Origin of the sequence: Zobellella sp. DQSA1, from assembly GCF_041950555.1 — a bacterium.
Classification (GTDB): Bacteria; Pseudomonadota; Gammaproteobacteria; order Enterobacterales; family Aeromonadaceae; genus Oceanimonas.
Genome location: NZ_CP169531.1, coordinates 2,687,368 through 2,707,673, shown reverse-complemented (window position 1 = coordinate 2,707,673; position 20,306 = coordinate 2,687,368). Strand labels below are relative to the sequence as shown.

At 60.0% G+C, this 20,306-nt stretch carries 16 protein-coding genes; 13 read left to right on the top strand and 3 right to left on the bottom strand.

The window, feature by feature from the left end:
- Position 1: 1 nt before the first annotated feature.
- From ACEVBK_RS13045 to serA, 8 genes are all read left to right on the top strand, one after another.
- Positions 2-1,315: a TolC family outer membrane protein gene (locus ACEVBK_RS13045; RefSeq protein ID WP_375055371.1), complete on the top strand. Its 1,314-nt coding sequence runs from the start codon at positions 2-4 to the stop codon at positions 1,313-1,315.
- A 17-nt stretch (positions 1,316-1,332) separates the two neighbouring features.
- Positions 1,333-1,920, top strand: coding sequence for an OmpA family protein (locus tag ACEVBK_RS13040; protein ID WP_375055370.1), 588 nt, complete (start codon positions 1,333-1,335; stop codon positions 1,918-1,920).
- Positions 1,921-1,935: 15 nt separating this feature from the next.
- A complete protein-coding gene (locus tag ACEVBK_RS13035) occupies positions 1,936-2,622 on the top strand; it encodes a transglutaminase-like cysteine peptidase (RefSeq protein ID WP_375055369.1) in 687 nt (228 codons plus the stop codon).
- A 2-nt stretch (positions 2,623-2,624) separates the two neighbouring features.
- Complete coding sequence (locus ACEVBK_RS13030; RefSeq protein ID WP_375055368.1) at positions 2,625-4,535, top strand: EAL domain-containing protein; 1,911 nt, start codon at positions 2,625-2,627, stop codon at positions 4,533-4,535.
- A gap of 122 nt (positions 4,536-4,657) precedes the next feature.
- A complete protein-coding gene (locus tag ACEVBK_RS13025; protein ID WP_375055367.1) occupies positions 4,658-9,112 on the top strand; it encodes a retention module-containing protein in 4,455 nt (1,484 codons plus the stop codon).
- 40 nt (positions 9,113-9,152) lie between these two features.
- Positions 9,153-9,653, top strand: a complete 501-nt coding sequence (locus ACEVBK_RS13020; RefSeq protein ID WP_375055366.1) for a hypothetical protein — start codon at positions 9,153-9,155, stop codon at positions 9,651-9,653.
- 55 nt (positions 9,654-9,708) lie between these two features.
- A complete protein-coding gene (locus ACEVBK_RS13015; RefSeq protein WP_375055365.1) occupies positions 9,709-10,419 on the top strand; it encodes an SIMPL domain-containing protein in 711 nt (236 codons plus the stop codon).
- A 194-nt stretch (positions 10,420-10,613) separates the two neighbouring features.
- Positions 10,614-11,843: a phosphoglycerate dehydrogenase gene (serA, locus tag ACEVBK_RS13010; RefSeq protein WP_375055364.1), complete on the top strand. Its 1,230-nt coding sequence runs from the start codon at positions 10,614-10,616 to the stop codon at positions 11,841-11,843.
- A 31-nt stretch (positions 11,844-11,874) separates the two neighbouring features.
- Here the strand turns inward: serA and ACEVBK_RS13005 are convergent, their stop codons facing one another.
- Together ACEVBK_RS13005 and rimK are read right to left on the bottom strand one after the other, a co-directional pair.
- Complete coding sequence (locus ACEVBK_RS13005) at positions 11,875-12,894, bottom strand: succinylglutamate desuccinylase/aspartoacylase family protein (protein WP_375055363.1); 1,020 nt, start codon at positions 12,892-12,894, stop codon at positions 11,875-11,877.
- Positions 12,894-13,796, bottom strand: a complete 903-nt coding sequence (rimK, locus tag ACEVBK_RS13000) for a 30S ribosomal protein S6--L-glutamate ligase (protein WP_375055362.1) — start codon at positions 13,794-13,796, stop codon at positions 12,894-12,896. Before rimK ends, ACEVBK_RS13005 begins: the two co-directional genes overlap by 1 nt.
- On the opposite strand from rimK, the gene ACEVBK_RS12995 reads away from it, so the two are divergent.
- Positions 13,775-14,017: a hypothetical protein gene (locus ACEVBK_RS12995; RefSeq protein WP_375055361.1), complete on the top strand. Its 243-nt coding sequence runs from the start codon at positions 13,775-13,777 to the stop codon at positions 14,015-14,017. The two genes, rimK and ACEVBK_RS12995, sit on opposite strands and share 22 nt — an antisense overlap.
- A 74-nt stretch (positions 14,018-14,091) precedes the next feature.
- Entirely contained in the window at positions 14,092-16,809 is a 2,718-nt protein-coding gene (gene acnA, locus ACEVBK_RS12990; RefSeq protein WP_375055360.1) for an aconitate hydratase AcnA, read from the top strand.
- Between the two features lie 8 nt (positions 16,810-16,817).
- On the opposite strand, the gene ACEVBK_RS12985 is transcribed toward acnA, so the two are convergent.
- Positions 16,818-17,594 carry a TOBE domain-containing protein gene (locus ACEVBK_RS12985; protein WP_375055359.1) on the bottom strand — a complete coding sequence of 259 codons (777 nt, stop codon included), beginning with the start codon at positions 17,592-17,594 and terminating at the stop codon, positions 16,818-16,820.
- 165 nt (positions 17,595-17,759) lie between these two features.
- On the opposite strand from ACEVBK_RS12985, the gene modA reads away from it, so the two are divergent.
- From modA to modC, 3 genes are read left to right on the top strand one after another with little or no spacing between them, the layout of a single operon-like run.
- Complete coding sequence (gene modA, locus ACEVBK_RS12980) at positions 17,760-18,545, top strand: molybdate ABC transporter substrate-binding protein (protein ID WP_375055358.1); 786 nt, start codon at positions 17,760-17,762, stop codon at positions 18,543-18,545.
- Positions 18,546-18,548: 3 nt separating this feature from the next.
- Positions 18,549-19,226, top strand: a complete 678-nt coding sequence (gene modB / locus ACEVBK_RS12975) for a molybdate ABC transporter permease subunit (RefSeq protein ID WP_375058567.1) — start codon at positions 18,549-18,551, stop codon at positions 19,224-19,226.
- Complete coding sequence (gene modC / locus ACEVBK_RS12970; protein ID WP_375058566.1) at positions 19,226-20,287, top strand: molybdenum ABC transporter ATP-binding protein; 1,062 nt, start codon at positions 19,226-19,228, stop codon at positions 20,285-20,287. The genes modB and modC overlap by 1 nt, the downstream gene beginning before the upstream one ends.
- Positions 20,288-20,306: the final 19 nt, after the last annotated feature.

The following is a 20,306-nucleotide window of genomic DNA, read 5'->3' as shown; positions in this document are numbered from 1 at the left end:
AATGAAAAAAACGACTGTAGCAGTCTTGGTCGGCGCATCGCTGGTGCTGCCGCTGCAGGCTCAGACCCTGGAGGAAGCGGTGACCCAGACCCTGATGACCCATCCCAAGGTCAAGGAAGCCTTCCACCTCTACCAATCCAGGCAATATGAGCAGGATGCGGCGTTTGCCGGTTATCTGCCCAAGCTGGATGCCAATGCCGGTATCGGTTATGAGTATACCGACAGTCCGGGTACCCGGGATGGTGGCGACCGGGCCGACAAGACCCTGACCCGCAAGGAAGCCGGTCTGTCGTTGCGACAGATGTTGTTCGACGGCTTCAAGACTTCCAGCAATGTCGGCCGAACCCAGGCCGAAGCTGATGCCCAGCGTTATGCCCTGCTGTCCGATGCGGAAAACATCGCGCTGCGGGTGGCCGAAGTGTATCTGGATGTTTTGCGTCAGGGTGAAATCGTTGAACTTTCACGGCGTAATCTGGAAACGCACGAGCAGATCTTTTCCGATATTCAGCGCCGTACCGACTCGGGGGTGGGGTCTACCGCCGACTTTACGCAGATCCAGGGGCGGGTGGCCAGGTCCTACTCCAATATGACCGCCGCCGAGAACAACCTGCGTGATGCCCAAAGCCGGTTTATCTCCCTGGTCAACCAAATGCCGGATGATTTGCGTCAACCCCAGCCCGACGCCAATTTCATGCCCTCGACCCTGGCTGACGCCCTGGCCAGGGCCCAGGAGAATCACCCTACCCTGAGTTCGGCCGCATTCGATATAGAGGCGGCCCGCTATCAGCATGAGGACGCCAAATCCGGTTTCTACCCCAATGTCAGCCTGGAACTGGACAAGAACTGGAATGACGACATCGACGGAGTCCGGGGTCATAACTATGACTTTACCGCCATGGTACGGATGCGCTACAACCTGTTCAACGGGGGGGGCGACGTCGCCCGTAGCCGCTCTACCTCCGCCCTGGAAATGCAGGCGAAAGACATTCATATGAATGCCCATCGCCAGGTGGGCGAGGGCACCCGGCTGGCGTGGGCGGCCTATGAATCCCTTGGCCGGCAGAAAGATTTCCTGCGCCAGCACGTGGAGGCCGGCTATAACACCGTCGATGCTTATAAGAAGCAGTTTTCTCTCGGCAACCGTACCCTGCTCGATGTGCTCAACACCGAAAACGAACTGTTCGAGGCACGCCGTTCCTACATCAATGCCGAGTACGATCAATTGCTGGCGGAGTACCGCATCATGAATGCCACCGGGCAGCTGTTGGGCGCGCTGCGCTTTACCCAGCCCGAGCAATGGCAGGCAAGCAACTAACAATAAGGAGATGCACGATGAAAACATGGACTTTGTTGGCTCTGATCTTCCCGCTGGTTGCCTGCACCCTGACCACCGAACCCGAACGAGAAACGGTTCCGGCCTATGATCTGACCGATCTCGATCGGGACGGAGTGATCACCGCCCGGGACAACTGTCTGGACTCACCGGTAGGCGCTTCGGTGGATAACGACGGCTGCCATAGTGGTGAAAGCCAGGCGTTGCAACAGGATCTGATCGTGCTGTTCGCTCATGACCGCTCCGTTATCACTTCCCAGTATCAGTCTGAAATCAACCAGATGGCTTCTTTTATGGCGACGAACCCCGACCTGCGGTTATTGCTGGAAGGGCATGCCAGCCAGGTTGGCAGTCATGACTACAACATCGCGTTGTCCAAGCGGCGGGCCGAAGCGGTACGTCAGGCCCTGATGCAGGCCGGCGTCGGCGGCGATCGGCTGGAGATCATCGGCTATGGTGATACCCGACCGGTGTTGATGGGTGCCGACGAGCAGTCGGCTGCCGCCAACCGGAGGGTGGTGGGCGCCTTGGCCAGTTCCCGGGAAGGGGTAAGAATGCGCTGGAACGTATACAGCGTTGAGCGTTGATGCCGATCTTTTTCGATGAGGCGATCAGTCTTCCTGCTGTGCGGGTTGGCAGTACTGGGCCTGGTGCTCGGGCTGCCGGCCCAGTCGTTGCTGCGGGAAGACGACAACATGATCACGGTGGTCCGTCAATTCTACGGTGAACCAGCGGCCCGGCGAACCCAGGGCTGGCGACAACTGATCCGGGTTGGACAGGCGGCCGGATGGAGCGATCGGGAGGCCCTGTCCCGAGTCAATATCTTCTTTAACCGACTGCATTTTATCGATGATATCCGGCTGTGGGGCAAAGAGGATTACTGGGCCACGCCGCTTGAGTTTCTGGGGGCCGGCGGTGGCGACTGCGAGGATTTCAGTATCGCCAAATATTTCTCCCTGCTGGAGCTGGGCATCGACGACGGCAAATTGCGGCTGGTGTATGTCAAGGCGTTGCATCTCAATCAGTTCCATATGGTGGTCGCCTATTATCCGACCCCCTCTTCCGTGCCGCTGATCCTGGACAACCTGGAGGGAACCATCCGGGCAGCGACCGAACGCAGCGATCTCGAGCCTATCTACAGTTTCAACGGTCAGCACCTGTGGCTGATGCGGGAGCGAGGGCAAGGCGAACTGGCCGGTCAGGCATCGCGATTGTCGCTGTGGAATGACGTGCGTAACCGAGCCGACATAAAGCGACTGCAGCGACCAATAATAAACTTGGATGGATAACTATGACCCTTTACCGACAACTCCTGATGACCATGCTGCTGCTTTTCGCCATGCTGTTCGTCACGGCTTATTCGGTGCAGTTCAACTCCACCAGGAATTACCTGGCGCAGCAGCAACAGACCTCGGTCATCAATACGGTGACCTCGCTGGGGCTGGCGTTGACGCCCTATCTTGAAACCAGTGATGCGCTGGGCGCCGAGTCGGTGATCAATGCGGTGTTCGATGGCGGCTTCTATCGTTTGGTTCGTCTGGACCTGCTGGCGGCCGATCAACAGATACGACGGGAGCACACGGCGGCGCCGCGTCAGGTACCGGCCTGGTTTATCGGTCTGGGCCTGTTCGAGGGAGCCCGGCACGAAGCGGTGTTGACCTCCGGCTGGCTGCAACTGGGTCATCTCTATGTAGAGGGGCACTCAGGCCAGGCCTATTACGAGTTGTGGCAGGGCATGAGCAGGCTGGCAACCTGGTTCCTGCTGTGCTTTGCGCTGGTGTGGGGTCTGCTGGTACTGGCTCTGCGTTACCTGCTCAAGCCGTTGCACGATATCGAGGTTCAGGCTCGGGAAATAGAGCTGCATCATTTCGGTAAAGCCATACCGTTGCCCGCGACCCGGGAACTGAGAGAAGTGGTCGTCGCCATCAACCGGATGGCCGGTCAGCTTGAGGTTCAGTTCAGGGAGCAGGCGGATGAAGCCGAGCGGCTGCGGCACAAGGCGTTTCTGGACGAAACCTCCGGGCTGGGCAACCGGGCTTATTTTGTCTCCCAAAGCCAGTCGTGGGTCGGCGAGGCGACAGGCGGGGCCGTGATCCTTATTTCGGTGGATATGCTGGAACATCTTTATCAGAATGAAGGATTTTCCGCCCGGGATCAGATGATCCAGTCGATTGCCGGCAGCCTGCGGCAGTTGTGCCGGCGTTTTGGTGAATACACTCTGGCGCGGATATCCGCCCATGAGTTCGCCATGCTGGTGCCGGAATCCGATGCGGAGCGCCTGGCGATGCTGGGGGAGGAGATCAACCGTTCCATCGCCGATCTGGTGATTGATCCGGTCAATGGCCGGGAGCTGTCGGTGGTCGGCATGGCGGTGGTGCAACCGGGGGACGATGTCGGACGGTTGCTGACCCGAGCCGACAACGCCTTGAATAAAGCGCGAATGGAGCATACCGGCGCCGTGGTGGTCGAACGCAGCCTGGCCGGAGACAGCATGGGGCGCCTGGCCTGGAAGCAACGGGTGGAAGCCGCGCTGGATGAGGACGCCTTCGAGCTCAGTACCCAGGCGGTACTGGACTTCAGCGGAGAGCACTACCATGACGAGCTGTTTATCCATATTCGCAAAGACGATGTCACCTTCGGTGCCGGCCAGTTCTTACCGGTGGTGGAGCAATTCAAGCTGGGGGAACGGCTGGATCTCCATATTCTCGACCGGGCACTGGCGTTGCTGGCGGACCAACCCGAGCTTAAACTGGCGGTGAACCTGACGCGGCAAAGTTGCCATCAACCCAGTTTCTGGAATGCCGTGGCCGACTTGCTGGCACGGCATCAAGGGGGCGGGCACCGCCTGTTTCTGGAATTGCCGGAAAGTGCCTTCGTCTTCGGCAAGGAGATACTGGCAGTACCTCTGACCTCGCTGAACGTGGCCTGGGGCATCGATCATTTCGGCCGGCACTTTGATCTGCTGACCCAACTGGGGTCGCTTCGTCCCCATTATGTCAAACTGGACCACGGCTATACCAGTCAGGTGACCGAACCCGATTATGATGATGCTTTCCTGGCGGCCGTGAGTCGGGCGGCCCACAACATGGGGGCCATGACCATCGCGACCCGAGTAGAAACCGAACAACAGGTCCAGATCCTGAAAACCTTGTATGTAGACGCTTACCAAGGGTTTATCAGCCCGCCCCGGCCGCTGGTTTAATTGTTCTATTTTTTCGTAGCAAACGGCGATTCTTTCCGAGAGAATCGCCGATTTTTTGCGCAGGACGTTAACGGCTTTCAGCCCTAGCCTTAAGGTATAGCCGGCAAATAGGGATGTAAGCCATGAACACGACTCGAATCGATAAAGCCGTTCAAATTCTTGAGCTGGAAGGCCAGGCCTATGTTATCGACCAGGATGGCAGCCTGCGGGCGGTGTCCTCCGGGCAGATACTGCTGCCGGGCACCCTGCTGGTCACCGACGGCAACACCCGCATTGTTTATGACGATAATCCTCAACTGCCCGCAGGGGCGTCCCGACTTCCGCTGGACAATGACGCCCTGGCCGAAGCCGACGCTATCCAGGCCGCCATCCTGGCCGGGCTGGATCCGACCGAACTGTTTGAGGCAACGGCGGCGGGCCCTGCCGCCGGAGCCGGGCCGGCGGCTGCAGGAGTGGCCGGGCTGGGCAGCGGCAACGGCGGTTTTGTGGTGGTAGACAGGGTTGGCGGCTTTGTTCAACCCGAAGCCGGCTTCCTGACCGCCTTTAATCCGCTGGCCTTCGAGGATGAAGATACACTGGATCTGCTGTTGCCGGTTGATGAGCCCCTGCTCCCCAACTCTATTCCCACCATAGTGATTGTCCCCCGGCCGCCGACCGATCCCGATGGCCGGCAGCCCCAGCTGCCTGGCGTGGAGGGAGCCTTTTCCTGGGTGAGTGAAGCCGCGCTGGAAGGGGGAAGCCAGGCAGGCAGCGGCCTGCATGTCACTCAGGGTAGCATAGTGATCAACACCGGCAACGATGAGCTGGCGGCCCTGGAAGTGCTGGTGCAGGACAAAAACGGCGATTGGATCAATGTGACCGGTGGCGGCGTGGTAGACGGCTTGTATGGCACTCTGGTGATCAATCCCGACTTTTCCTGGACCTATACCCTCAATGGTCCTGTGGATCACCCCAATGCCGGAGCCGTGTTTGATCAGGACACACTGAGCGATATTTTCCAGATCCGGGTGACCGACGACGATGGCGATACTGCCAGCGCCAGCCTGGATATCTTTATCCTGGATGACGGCCCGGTGGCGGTGGACGACGTGGCGGAAACCGATGAAGACACCGTCATCGTGGTGGATGTACTGGAAAACGACACCCAGGGGGCGGACGGTGCCACCGTGACCGCGGTGACGCTGGTGTCGGGCGAAGGGGAGGTGGAGATCACCGACGACGGCCAGGTGAAATACAGCCCGGCCCCCGGCTTTGAAGGGGAGGCGGTGATCGAATACACCCTGACCGACGGCGACGGGGATGAAGACACCGCCACCCTGACCGTGACCGTGGGGCCCGACTCGGTCCCCGAGCTGGTGATCCATTTCGACGATGATCGTAGCTGGGTGGAAGAGGCGGCGCTGGCGACCGGCTCCGATCCGGACAGCCCGAACGAATCGACCTCGGGGGTGTTCGACATCGACACCGGCGGCGACGAGCTGGCGACGCTGGAGCTCAGGGACGTTAACAACGACTGGGTAGACGTGACCGGCGGGGGCACGGTGCAGGGCCAGTATGGTCAGCTGGTGGTGACCCTGAGTGGCGGGGTGTACAGCTGGGTGTATACCCTGGACGGCAATACCGAGGAGCATGCCGACCCGACCCGTACCGGGGCGGACGATACCCTGATGGACAGCTTCGCCATCCGGGTGGAAGACGACGACGGCTCGGTGACCCTGGGCAGTCTGGACATCGCGGTGTGGGACGACGGCCCGGTGGCGGTGGACGACGTGGCGGAAACCGATGAAGACACCGTCATCGTGGTGGATGTACTGGAAAACGACACCCAGGGGGCGGACGGTGCCACCGTGACCGCGGTGACGCTGGTGTCGGGCGAAGGGGAGGTGGAGATCACCGACGACGGCCAGGTGAAATACAGCCCGGCCCCCGGCTTTGAAGGGGAGGCGGTGATCGAATACACCCTGACCGACGGCGACGGGGATGAAGACACCGCCACCCTGACCGTGACCGTGGGGCCCGACTCGGTCCCCGAGCTGGTGATCCATTTCGACGATGATCGTAGCTGGGTGGAAGAGGCGGCGCTGGCGACCGGCTCCGATCCGGACAGCCCGAACGAATCGACCTCGGGGGTGTTCGACATCGACACCGGCGGCGACGAGCTGGCGACGCTGGAGCTCAGGGACGTTAACAACGACTGGGTAGACGTGACCGGCGGGGGCACGGTGCAGGGCCAGTATGGTCAGCTGGTGGTGACCCTGAGTGGCGGGGTGTACAGCTGGGTGTATACCCTGGACGGCAATACCGAGGAGCATGCCGACCCGACCCGTACCGGGGCGGACGACACCCTGATGGACAGCTTCGCCATCCGGGTGGAAGACGACGACGGCTCGGTGACCCTGGGCAGTCTGGACATCGCGGTGTGGGACGACGGCCCGGTGGCGGTGGACGACGTGGCGGAAACCGATGAAGACACCGTCATCGTGGTGGATGTACTGGAAAACGACACCCAGGGGGCGGACGGTGCCACCGTGACCGCGGTGACGCTGGTGTCGGGCGAAGGGGAGGTGGAGATCACCGACGACGGCCAGGTGAAATACAGCCCGGCCCCCGGCTTTGAAGGGGAGGCGGTGATCGAATACACCCTGACCGACGGCGACGGGGATGAAGACACCGCCACCCTGACCGTGACCGTGGGGCCCGACTCGGTCCCCGAGCTGGTGATCCATTTCGACGATGATCGTAGCTGGGTGGAAGAGGCGGCGCTGGCGACCGGCTCCGATCCGGACAGCCCGAACGAATCGACCTCGGGGGTGTTCGACATCGACACCGGCGGCGACGAGCTGGCGACGCTGGAGCTCAGGGACGTTAACAACGACTGGGTAGACGTGACCGGCGGGGGCACGGTGCAGGGCCAGTATGGTCAGCTGGTGGTGACCCTGAGTGGCGGGGTGTACAGCTGGGTGTATACCCTGGACGGCAATACCGAGGAGCATGCCGACCCGACCCGTACCGGGGCGGACGACACCCTGATGGACAGCTTCGCCATCCGGGTGGAAGACGACGACGGCTCGGTGACCCTGGGCAGTCTGGACATCGACATATGGGATGATGGTCCTCATATCCATTCTATTGACAGCTTGGATGTGGCCAATGTATCCACCAGTTTCCTCGGGAGCTGGAACTATATCACCGGCGCCGATGGCTTCTTTCTTGAAGGAGACAATATAGAGTCAGGCATAAACTTGGCACTGCTGAATGATCTCCCCGGGATCATGGTTAGTAGGGAAGACCTTTATGATGAATACGGAAACTACCTTGGTGAGCGACTGACAGCCTATGCGGACTCCAATTCCAACGGAGAGCAGGATGATCTGGATGAGGTGTTTTTTATTCTTACGGTTTGGGCGGATGGGAGTTACGATTTTAACCTGGTAACGCCGAATCCGATGGTCACGGAGATACTCGAACTCAATAAACAATTGCCTGGTAACTTCAACGAATTGTGGGCGGAGAGAATAGTGGGAGAGGATGTGGATACGGATATTCGGTTCACGGCTTCGGGCTCTATTAATCCTAGCCAGCAGGGTATTGGGGTAGGTAATAATCAGTTTAATTCGGGAGATACCCTTAAATTGGAGTTTTTTGAGGGCGATAAGGATGGGGATATCAATACCAGTCCGACCGAGAAAAAAGAAATAAACAAACTCACGCTGACGTTTAACTTCCGGGGAGGCGATACCACCGCCAATATCATGCTGTCTTTGCTGGCGATCGATGGAACCGTTTTGCATGTTATCAACGCTACCGTCACCAAGGGGGCGGATGGCCTTGGCTATGTGACCATAGACACCAGCCTGATCCCGTCGGTGAGTGGTTTTTATGGTATAGAAATTTTCCATGCCGGTGGCGATCCTGTGCTGCTTTATGGCACTGCCACCTCGACCAGCTTGCTGCCTGATGATCAAACTCTTGATTTTGAAGTCACCGTCGTGGACGGTGATGGCGATAGTCATTCCGGAACATTTTCGGTGACCATCGATGGTCAGACCGAACATATTGTCGGCACCGATGCGGATGAAACGCTGGAGGCTTCGGGCAGTAACAAGGCTTATATCCAGGGTGTTGGGGGAAATAATACTCTGATTGGAGGGAGTGATAATGATGTTCTGCTTGGTGGTGATGGAGATGATATTCTGATCGGTGGTGCTGGTGACGATATTCTGATTGGCGGTCTGGGCAACAACATCCTGACCGGTGGTGAAGGGGCGGATGTTTTCCGCTTTGTGGACGCTGAATCCGGCTCTGTCAATACCATCACCGACTTTGAAAAGGGGATTGACCGGCTCGACCTGAGAGAGCTTCTGAATGGTGAAGAGTCAGGGAACTTGAACGACTATCTCATCTTCAGCCTGGATAACGGCGATACGCTGCTGGTGGTCTCACCCAATGGCGATGGTGGCAATCAGCAGCAGATCCGTTTCGAGAGCCTGGACCTGCTGAGTGCCTACGGTGCCGAGAGCAACATGGCCCTGATCCAGGCCATGCTGGACGATCAATCCCTGATGGTAGACAAGTAATGGCGGGCGGCCCGGCCGCCCTTGCCTCGCAGAGGTAACCATGGCGAAGGTGACAACGGTTCTGCTCCAGGGCGTCAGTTACCACTGGAACGGGCAGGACATACTGGTGGACGACGGCATCAATATGCCATGGCCGTTGCCGGGCAGCGCCCTGGAGCAGGTTGAACTGTTCGATGGGGAAGGAGAGCCGCTGGCGGCCTTCTCCATCGATTTTTCGGCTCAACAGTGGTCCTTGCTGGGCCCGGGGGGAGCCGATGAGGTTATCCTGCTGGATGAACGGGGGGATCGTCTGCTGTCGCCGATGGAAGACGAAACCCATGATATTTTACTGCAGGAGGAACCCCTGTTGCCGCCCTCCGAGCTGGCGATGACCGACAACACCGTCAACGAGCTGGTGCTGCCGGATATCGATGATATTCTGGATGAGGTGGTGGAGCTGGAGGAAATCCCGCCTGCGACCGGCCCTGACACAGCCGGGCTGAACAGCGAGATAATCGACGATGTGATCAACTGGCTGGCGGTGTATCATCATCATGATTGAACCGGTTGGTCCCATCCGGGTCAGACCCAGGTCACTTCCATCATGAGGCATTGTCATGCGTATTTCCCCTCTCGGCAGCCTGTCGCTGCTGCCCCTGCTGTTCAGTTCCGCCACCTTCGCCATCGGGGTGCCCGACGCCCCCCACCTGGTCACCCAGGGACAGTCGGAGATCCGGGTTGAGCCCGATATGGCGACCCTGTCGGTGTCGGTTACCGCGCTCAAGCCGGAAAGCCGGGAAGCGAAGGAAGAAGTCGATACCAAGGTCGCCGCCCTGTTCAGCAGCCTCGCTACGCTGGGCATCAACAAGGAAAATATCGACAGTGGCAATGTCATTACCCGCCCCGACTATCGCTACCCGAAAGACGGTGACGGCCCCGAGCTGAACGGTTACCTGGCCGAGCGGCAAATCACGGTGCGGCTGTACGATTTGGAGTTGTTGAGCCCGGCTCTTAACAAGATACTGGAGCAAGGCATCCAGAGCATCCAGCAGGTCAGCTACGACAAGCGCGATGCCGACGAGGTGCGTCGGGAGGCCCGGCTGGCGGCGGTGGCCAATGCCAGGCGTCTGGCCGAGGAACTGGCCGAAGGCTTCGGCCGCAGCCTGGGAGAGGTCTATGCCATAGAATACCAGGCCCAGGGGCCCATACTGCCGCGGCCCTTCGGCATGATGGCAAGGATGGCTTCGGCGGAAAGTCTGGACGCCAGCTATGTGCAGAATGAAATCCAGTTCAGTGATTCGGTGCAGGTGGTGTTTACCCTGAAGTAAGCCGTGCCGGGGAGGGGGAATCCTCCCCGGATTTATTGTTCGGAGCCGGTCGATACCCGAGGCCACGCAGCCGTCAATGATTAAAAAAAAATTTATAACTTAAAAAAACGTGACCTTGATTACAGAAATTCCCTAAAGCCGATGTTTTTGATACTTTATGGTCCTATAACGCAGCTGTCATAAAGGACCAGGTAATGGCTAACTATTCTTTAGATAAAGAAAAAATTAAAATATTATTACTGGAAGGCGTACATCAGGGTACTGTTGATTCTTTAAAAAATGCTGGGTACAGCAATATCGACTACCTTAAGACCTCCCTGGCAGAAGATGAACTTAAGGAACGCATCAAAGACGTTCATTTCGTCGGTATTCGTTCCCGTACCCAACTGACCGAAGCCGTACTGGACGCCGCCGACAAGCTGGTGGCCATCGGTTGTTTCTGCATCGGGACCAACCAGGTCGATTTGGCAGCGGCGGAAATCCGCGGTATCCCGGTCTTTAACGCGCCTTTCTCCAACACCCGCAGCGTGGCCGAACTGGTGCTGGGCGAGCTGCTGCTGCTGCTGCGTGGTATTCCCGAACGCAATGCCCAGGCCCACCGGGGCATCTGGCAGAAAACCGCCACTCATTCTTTCGAAGCACGGGGCAAGAAGCTGGGTATCATCGGTTACGGCCATATTGGTACCCAGTTGGGCATTATTGCCGAAGGCATCGGTTTGCAGGTGTTTTATTACGACATCGAGAACAAGTTGTCCCTGGGCAACGCCACCCAGATTGCCAGCCTGGAAGAACTGCTGAACATGTCCGACGTGGTGTCGCTGCATGTACCTGAAACCGTTCAGACCAAGAACATGTTCGGTGCCGAAGAGCTGGCGATGATGAAGCCGGGTGCCATCCTGATCAACGCTTCCCGCGGCACCGTGGTCGATATCGACGCCCTGGCCGCTGCCCTGGCGAGCAAGCATATTGCCGGAGCCGCCATCGATGTGTTCCCGGTGGAGCCCAAGTCCAACGATGAAGAGTTCATGTCTCCGTTGCGGGAGTTCGACAACGTCATCCTGACTCCCCATATCGGCGGTTCCACCCAGGAAGCCCAGGAAAACATCGGCTACGAAGTGGCCGGCAAGCTGGTCAAATATTCCGATAACGGCTCTACCCTGTCGGCGGTCAACTTCCCGGAAGTGTCCCTGCCCGAGCATTCCGGTACCAGCCGCCTGTTGCACATTCACCACAACAAGCCCGGGATCCTGAGCCAGATTGCCCAGGCGTTTGCCGTCGACGATATCAATATCGCGGCCCAGTATCTGCAAACTACCCCTAAAATTGGTTATGTGGTGATCGACGTGGAAACCGCCCAGAGCGAGCAGGCCCTGGCCAAGCTGAAGGCCATCGATGGCACCATTCGTGCCCGGATCCTGCACTAAGGTGTTGTAAAGGGGCGAAAGCCCCTTTTTGCTATAAGGTCTCCGGGTAAATATCCAGTTCGTCCACGAAGCGTTCCACGCTGATTTCTGCCTGTTTCACCGCATCAAAACTGGCGATATGGCAAATAGCATCCCCCTCGTTGACCAGCGGCATGGTCAGGCAACCGATCACGATGCCGTTCTTGGGGGCGATGACCGCGCAGGTATCCGCCCCCAGCGGAGCGGTAATGGTGCCCAGGCACTGCCCCTTGCTGACCCGATCGCCCAGCCGGGCCTTGAGGTGCAACAGGCCGTCTTGCTCGGCACGAATCCAGGTGCTGGACTTGGCTATCATGGGTTGAACCTTGGCTTTGCCGGTGACCGGTTTCAGCATGCCAAGGGTGCGCATCACGTTCAGAACACCCCGGGTGCCGGCCTTGATGGCCAGCGGTTCGAAGCGCAGTGCTTCCCCCGCTTCATAGAGGATCACCGGTATGCCACGGCTCTCCGCCACCGCCCTGAGCGAGCCATCGCGGATGCTGGCGTCCAGGATCACCGGCGCGCCGAAGGCATCGGCCAGTTGCCGGGTAATATCGCAGTCGAGCTTGGCCCTGATCTGGGGCAGGTTGGATCTGTGGATGGCTCCGGTGTGCAGATCCACGATATGGGTGCACTTATTGACGATCTCATCCACGAAAAAATGGGCCACCCGCGAGCCCAGAGAGCCCTTTTCCGAGCCGGGAAAACAGCGGTTCAGGTCCCGTCGGTCGGGCAGATAACGGGATTTGTGGATAAAGCCGAACACATTGACTACCGGTACCGCCACCAGGGTGCCCTTCAGCCGGGCCGGGTTTACCTTGGCCAATACCTGATTGACGATTTCGATCCCGTTGAGTTCATCGCCGTGGATGGCGGCACAGATTAGCAACACCGGGCCGGGCCGTCGGCCGTGTACCACCTCCAGCGGCACCGTCAGCGGTGACTGGGTGTAGAGCTGGGCCAGGGCCAGTTGCAGTATCTGGCGGCTACCGGGCGCAATTTGGGTACCGGCGAGATGAAAAGGCGCGACCATCAACCGCGCTCCCGGGTCTTCGATTTCTTGTGAGCGTGTTTTTCGATGTACTGGATCATCAAGTCCGCTACGTCCTTGCCGGTGGCCTGCTCTATGCCCTCCAGGCCGGGTGAGGAGTTGACCTCCATCACCAGGGGGCCTCGCTTGGAACGCAGTAGGTCCACCCCGGCGACGTTCAGGCCCATGGCCCTGGCGGAGGCGATGGCGGTCTTGCGTTCTTCCGGACTGATGCGGATCAGCTGGGCTTCGCCGCCCCGGTGCAGGTTGGAACGGAACTCGCCTTCCTTGGCCTGGCGTTTCATGGCCGCGATGACCTTGTCACCCAGCACGAAGCAGCGGATATCGGCACCGTTGGCTTCTTCGATAAACTCCTGCACCATGATATTGGCCTTGAGGCCCATAAAGGCTTCCAGCACACTCTCCGCGGCCTTGCGGGTTTCTGCCAGTACCACGCCAATGCCTTGGGTACCCTCGAGCAGTTTGATCACCAGGGGGGCCCCGCCGACCATGTCGATCAGGTCGGGCACGTCATCGGGTTTGCAGGCAAAGCCGGTAATCGGCATGCCCACGCCCTGGCCGGACAGCAGTTGCAGTGAACGTAGCTTGTCGCGCGAGCGGCTGATGGCGGCGGAATGATTGAGTGAATAACAGCCCATCATCTCGAACTGACGCAATACCGCCGTACCATAAAAAGTAATGGTGGCACCGATGCGCGGGATCACCGCGTCAAACTGATCCAGCTCCCGCCCACGGTAATGGATGGAGGGTTTGTTGTCATTGATGTTCATGTAGCACTTGAGGGCATCGATAATGGTGACCTCATGTCCCCGGGCCTCGGCCGCTTCCTGCAGGCGGCGGGTGGAGTAAAGGGATGCATTGCGTGAAAGGATGGCAATTTTCATGTGTTTGGCACGGCTCTCTATCCGTTGCGACCAGGGAGAAAGTTCAGGCCCTCTATCTACGCTATCCGATGGGGTTGCGCCAACAAGAAAAAACGGGGCTGAACCGAAAAATATTCGTTTTTGCAGTTTCAGTAACAGTATTGCCTATTTATCCGGCACAAAAAGAGCTGGCCGGTCTGATTTTAACCAGTCGCTTTATTTGTTGTCCCGACTGTGCCTAAATAATTGTTCAACGGAGACAAGCGGCAAGTCGTCCGGCTTGCCGCCTGCCATGCCCAACAAGCAAGGAGGAGCCATGTCTTCCAGCCCGAATGTGCCCTTTACCGATACGCTGACGCTGAACCAAGAGTCCTATCTTTACTACAGCCTGAAAAAATTGCCCGATGGGCAGGCCCTGGCCCGGCTGCCCAAATCCCTCAAGGTGCTGACCGAAAACCTGCTGCGCCACCTGGACAACGACATCGTCACCCTGGATGATATCACCGCCATGACCGACTGGCTCAAGGCCGGTTCGAGCTCGCGGGAGATCGCCTTTCGTCCGGTACGGGTATTGATGCAGGATTTTACCGGGGTACCGGCGGTGGTGGATCTGGCCGCCATGCGCGAGGCGGTGAAGCGCCTCGGCGGCGAGGCCGAGCGGGTCAACCCCCTGTCGGCGGTGGATCTGGTGATCGACCATTCGGTGATGGTGGACGCCTTTGCCGATGACCAGGCCTTCGCCACCAATGTAGACATGGAAATGGCTCGTAACGGCGAGCGTTACGCCTTCCTGCGCTGGGGCCAGCAAACCTTCGATAATTTCCGGGTGGTGCCGCCCGGCACCGGTATCTGTCACCAGGTCAACCTGGAATACCTGGGCCAGACGGTGTGGCGAACGCTTCGGGACGGTGACACCGTCGCCTGTCCCGACACCCTGGTGGGTACCGACTCCCACACCACCATGATCAATGCCCTGGGCGTGCTCGGCTGGGGCGTGGGCGGCATAGAGGCGGAAGCGGCCATGCTGGGCCAGCCGGTGTCCATGCTGATCCCCGAGGTGGTGGGCTTCAGGCTGAGCGGCCGGCTGCGCGAGGGGATCACCGCCACCGATCTGGTGCTCACCGTCACCGAGATGTTGCGCAAGAAGGGGGTGGTCGGCAAGTTCGTGGAATTCTACGGCGACGGCCTGGCGACCCTGCCCCTGGCGGACCGGGCCACCATCGCCAACATGGCGCCGGAATACGGAGCCACCTGCGGCTTCTTCCCGGTGGATGAGGAAACCCTGCGCTATCTGCGGCTGACCGGCCGCAGCGACGAACACATCGAACTGGTCGAGGCCTACAGCAAGGCCCAGGGCCTTTGGCGTGACCCCGGCGACGAGCCGGTGTTCACCGACACCCTGAGCCTGGACATGGGCCAGGTGGAGGCCTGTCTGGCCGGGCCCAAGCGGCCCCAGGACAGGGTGCCGCTGTCGCGGGTGCCCGAGGCCTTCGGCCTCAACAACCAGGTCAGGGCGGAGGCGTCCCAGCAAAGCCGGCTCGAAGACGAGGGCGGGCAGACGGCGGTGGGGGCAGAGCAGTCCCTGGCAGGAACCCACATCTCGCTGGATGGCAAGAGCCATTGGCTGCGGGACGGCGCCGTGGTCATCGCTGCCATCACCTCCTGCACCAATACCTCCAATCCCAGCGTGCTGATGGCCGCCGGCCTGCTGGCCAAGGCGGCAGTAGAAAAGGGCCTGGTGCGCGCACCCTGGGTCAAAAGCTCGCTGGCGCCGGGCTCCAAGGTGGTGACCGACTACCTTAAGCAAGCGGGCCTGATGTCTTATTTGGAGCAGCTCGGCTTTTATCTGGTGGGTTACGGCTGCACTACCTGTATCGGCAACTCGGGCCCCCTGCCCGAGCCGATCGAACAGGCTATCCGGCAGGACGACATTACCGTTGCCTCCGTGCTGTCGGGCAACCGCAACTTCGAGGGGCGCATTCATCCCCTGGTCAAGACCAACTGGCTGGCTTCGCCGCCCCTGGTGGTGGCCTACGCCCTGGCCGGCAGCATGAAGGTCGACCTGATCCGGGATCCCCTCGGTACCGGCAAGGACGGCAAACCGGTGTACCTCAAGGATATCTGGCCTTCCCAGCAGGCCATCAGTGAGGCGGTGGAGCAGGTAAAAAGCGAGATGTTCAGCAAGGAATACGCCGAGGTGTTCGAGGGCGACGAGCGCTGGCAGTCGATTCAGGTTGCCGGTGGCAGCACCTTCGACTGGCAGCCGGATTCCAGCTATATTCAGCATCCGCCGTTTTTCAACACCATGAAAAAGGAGCCCGAGCCGGTGCGCGATATCGAAGACGCCCGGCTGTTGGCGATACTGGGCGACTCGGTCACCACCGACCATATCTCTCCGGCCGGCAACATCAAGGCATCCAGTCCGGCCGGGGAGTATCTGCAATCCTTGGGAGTGGCGGAGCGGGACTTCAACTCCTATGGTTCCCGGCGCGGCAATCACGAGGTCATGATGCGCGGCACCTTCGCCAATATCCGTATCCGTAACCTGATGCTGGACGATGTGGAGGGGGGAGAAAGCCGCCATTATCCCAGCGGCGAGCAGCTTCCGATCTATGATACGGCCATGCGCTATCAGGAGGAAGGGGTGCCCCTGGTGGTGGTGGCGGGCAAGGAGTACGGCTCTGGCTCCAGCCGCGATTGGGCGGCCAAGGGCACCCGCTTGCTCGGGGTGCGCGCGGTGATTGCCGAGTCCTTTGAGCGTATCCACCGTTCCAACCTGATCGGCATGGGCGTGGTGCCGCTGGAATTCACCGGCGGCGACAGTGCCGCCAGCCTGGGGCTCAAGGGAGAGGAGGTGATTTCCATTGGTGGGCTGGACGCCTTGTCTCCGGGCCAGGAACTGGAGGTTGGCATCCGTCGGGCCAGCGGCGAGCAGGAGAGGGTGAAGGTGCGCTGTCGCATCGACACCCAGGAAGAGCTGACCTACTACCGCCACGGCGGCATACTGCACTATGTGATCCGCAGAATGCTCTGAAGCTATCGTCACCCCAGAGTGGCGAGGATTACCTGTTCGGGGGCAAAGCAGGCGAAGGCGCGGCTGTTCGGGGCGGGCAGGGATTCCTGCACCGGACGCAGGGCGTAGATATCGCCGCCCTGATCCAGCCGTAGCCTGACTTCGTTGAACTGTTCGCCGGTGATCACCTCTATGATGGTGCCGGGCAAGCGGTTCAGGGCGCTGTCGGTGGCCGGAGCTTGTTCGATGCCGACCCACGGCGCCTTGATCAAGGCCAGTACTTCCTTGCCTGGCGTCAGTCCCAGCCGCCGGCAGCTGCGTTCGGTGATGTCCGCATACAGCGGCGTACCGCCACTCATCCGCAGGCTGACCTTGCGGCTGAGATCGCTCGGATCCAGGCCTTCGACCTTGGCGAAGAACTGGTTGCGGGCACTGGTCTGCAGGCCGAGGCGCGCCACCACCGCCAGCAGGCTGTCGAGGGAGGCGGACTCGTCCTGCAGGGCGTCCACCGCCATCCGCTCTATCTGCGCCAGCAGGCCGTAGATTTTCAACAGCCGCTCGCCATAGGGGGTGAGGCGGGCGCCGCCACCGCCCTTGCCGCCTGCCCCGCTGTCCACCAGGGGACGGCCGGCCAGCTCGTTCATTTCCTTGACCGCGTCCCAGGCCGATTTATAGCTGATGCCAGCGGCCCTGGCACCCTGGCTGATGGAGCCCTGTTGCTGAATTTGCTCCAGCAGGCGGATACGCCTGGGGTTGACGAAAAGACGGCCCTCGCGGTGCAGGCTCAGTAACAGTTCCAGATCCATTGGGGCTCTCATGGCTAAATAGGTGCATTTTGGCGTGCCTGGGGGAAAGGTACAAATTATTATCCTGACCAGCAAGACAGTAAATGGCGTTGTGTTTTTTTTTATATAGCGTTAGAGTCGCTATCGCTATATATATTTTTATACAACCAGCGGAAGGGTCTCCGGATGAAACGGGTTCTGCATTTTCCATTGCTGCTCGGGGTGCTGGCTTTTTCCACATCTCCGAGTGCCGACGAGGTCAGGGTGGCGGTCGCCACCAACTTTATCGATGTTATGGGGCAACTGGCACAAGGGTTTGAGCAGCAGACGGGGCACAAGGTGGTGTTGTCCTCCGGCGCTACCGGTAAGCTATACGCCCAGATCAGCAATGGCGCTCCCTTCGATGTCTTTTTTTCCGCCGATGAAGAGCGTCCGGAGCTGTTGGAGCGGGAAGGCAAGGCGGTGACCGGCAGCCGCTTCACCTACGCCTTGGGCAAGCTGGTCCTGTGGAGTCCCGCTCCCGACTATATTGATGAAGATCTCCGGGTGTTGAAGGAGCAGCAATTCCGTTTCTTGTCCATCGCCAACCCGGGTGCCGCTCCCTATGGCCGTGCTGCCCAGGAGGTGCTGGAACACCTGGGGCTGTGGCAGGGGTTGCAGAGCAAGATGGTTCGTGGGGAAAATATCGGTCAGACCTATCAGTATGTCCATAGCCGCAACGCCCAGCTCGGTTTCGTGGCCAAGGCCCAGATCTATCGGCAGGGGGAGTTCGCCGACGGCTCCTGGTGGCAGGTGCCCGATGAACTCTACGCCCCCATCGTCCAGCAGGCGGTACTGCTGAAAGACACCGAGGCGGCCCGGGCCTTGCTCGACTATGTGCGCAGCCCTGCCGCCTCCGAGCTGATCGAATCTTTTGGCTACGGGGTGGAGAGCTCCTCGGTCCTGGCCCGGCAGACTCACCGAGGAGTTTGAATGTTGTCTCCTCAGGATATGGCCGCCCTCTGGCTGACCCTGCGTCTGGCCGCGGTGACTGTGCTGGTGCTACTGGTGATTGGCACCCCTCTGGCCTGGTGGCTGAGCCAAAGTCGGAGCCGGTTCAAGACGGTGATCGAAGCCATAGTGGCCTTGCCGCTGGTGCTGCCTCCCACCGTGCTGGGATTTTATCTGTTGCTGGCATTGGGGCCGAATGGGCCCATCGGCAGCCTGTCTCAGGCCTTGGGCGGCGGCACCCTGGCCTTCACCTTTACCGGCCTGGTGATCGGTTCGGTGTTTTATTCCTTGCCGTTTGTGGTGCAGCCCCTGCAGGGGGCGTTTACCGCCATCGGACAGCGTCCCCTGGAGGCGGCGGCTTCCCTCGGGGCATCCCCCCTGGATCGCTTCTTTACCGTGGCGGTCCCCCTGGCACGTAGCGGTTTTCTCACCGCCATCGTGCTCGGTTTCGCCCACACCCTGGGGGAGTTCGGCGTGGTGCTGATGATCGGCGGCAATATCCCCGGCATTACCCAGGTGATCTCCATCGCCATCTATGACCATGTGGAAACCCTGCAGTATGCCGAGGCGCATCTATTGTCGGCCATGCTGCTGGTGTTGTCGTTCAGCATACTGATGCTGGTCTACCTGTTGAATCGGCGTTTCGCGGTGGTGCACCCGTGATGATTCGTGCCGCATTTCATGTTCGCCGCACCGGCTTCACCTTCGATGTCCGCTTCGAACAGCCCCTGGTGGGGATCACCGCCTTGTTCGGCCCTTCCGGCTGTGGCAAGACCACCCTGCTGCGGGCGATCGCCGGCCTCGAACGATGCGAGGGAGAGCTGGTGCTGGGAGGGTTGTGTTATCAGAGCCCACAGCGTTTCACGCCGGTGCACCGGCGGCGTTTTGGCTATGTGTTCCAGGAGCCGAGCCTGTTCGCCCATCTGTCCGTGGAGGACAACCTGAACTATGGGTGGAAGCGCCTGCCTGCCGCCGAACGCAAACTGGAGCGACAAGAGGTGATCGACTGGCTCGGGCTGGCTCCTCTGCTCCGTCATCGTGCCCATGAGCTGTCGGGAGGACAGCGCCAGCGGGTGGCCATAGGACGGGCCTTGCTCAGCAGTCCCCGCATCTTGCTGCTGGACGAACCCTTGTCGGCCCTGGATCGGGTTGCCAAGCAGGAGATACTGCCCTACCTCGAGGGGCTGGCTTCCCGCGCCCAAGTCCCCATCTTCTACGTAACCCATGCGCCGGAGGAAGTGGAGCGGCTGGCGGACAGGGTGATCTTTATGGAGCAAGGACGGATCAATCGCATCGAGAGTTTGCGCGATGCCCTGGCCCGGCCGGATTCTCCGCTCTTCGTCGAAGAAGGCGCGGCCAGCATTCTGGAGGGAGTGATAGGGCAGGGGCTGGATGATGGCAGAACCCCCTTTGACTTCGGCGAACAGCGACTCTGGTTGGTCAAGCCGTTGCACAGACCCGTGCGTCGGGCCCGGTTACGGATACTGGCCTCGGATGTCAGCCTGTCGCTGACGCCGCTGGAAGGGGTCTCCATCCTCAATCAGTTGCCGATGCGGATCAGCAGGGTGCATCCGGTCAAAGAGGGCAGGGTGCTGGTGAGCGGGGACTTGGCCGACGGCCAGGGACTGCTGGCCGAGGTGTCCGCCTATTCCGCCGGCCAGCTACGGCTGGCGGAAGGGCAAGGCTGTTATGCCCTGATCAAGGCGGTGGCGCTGCTGACCTGAACGGTGGGACCCGAGAGGA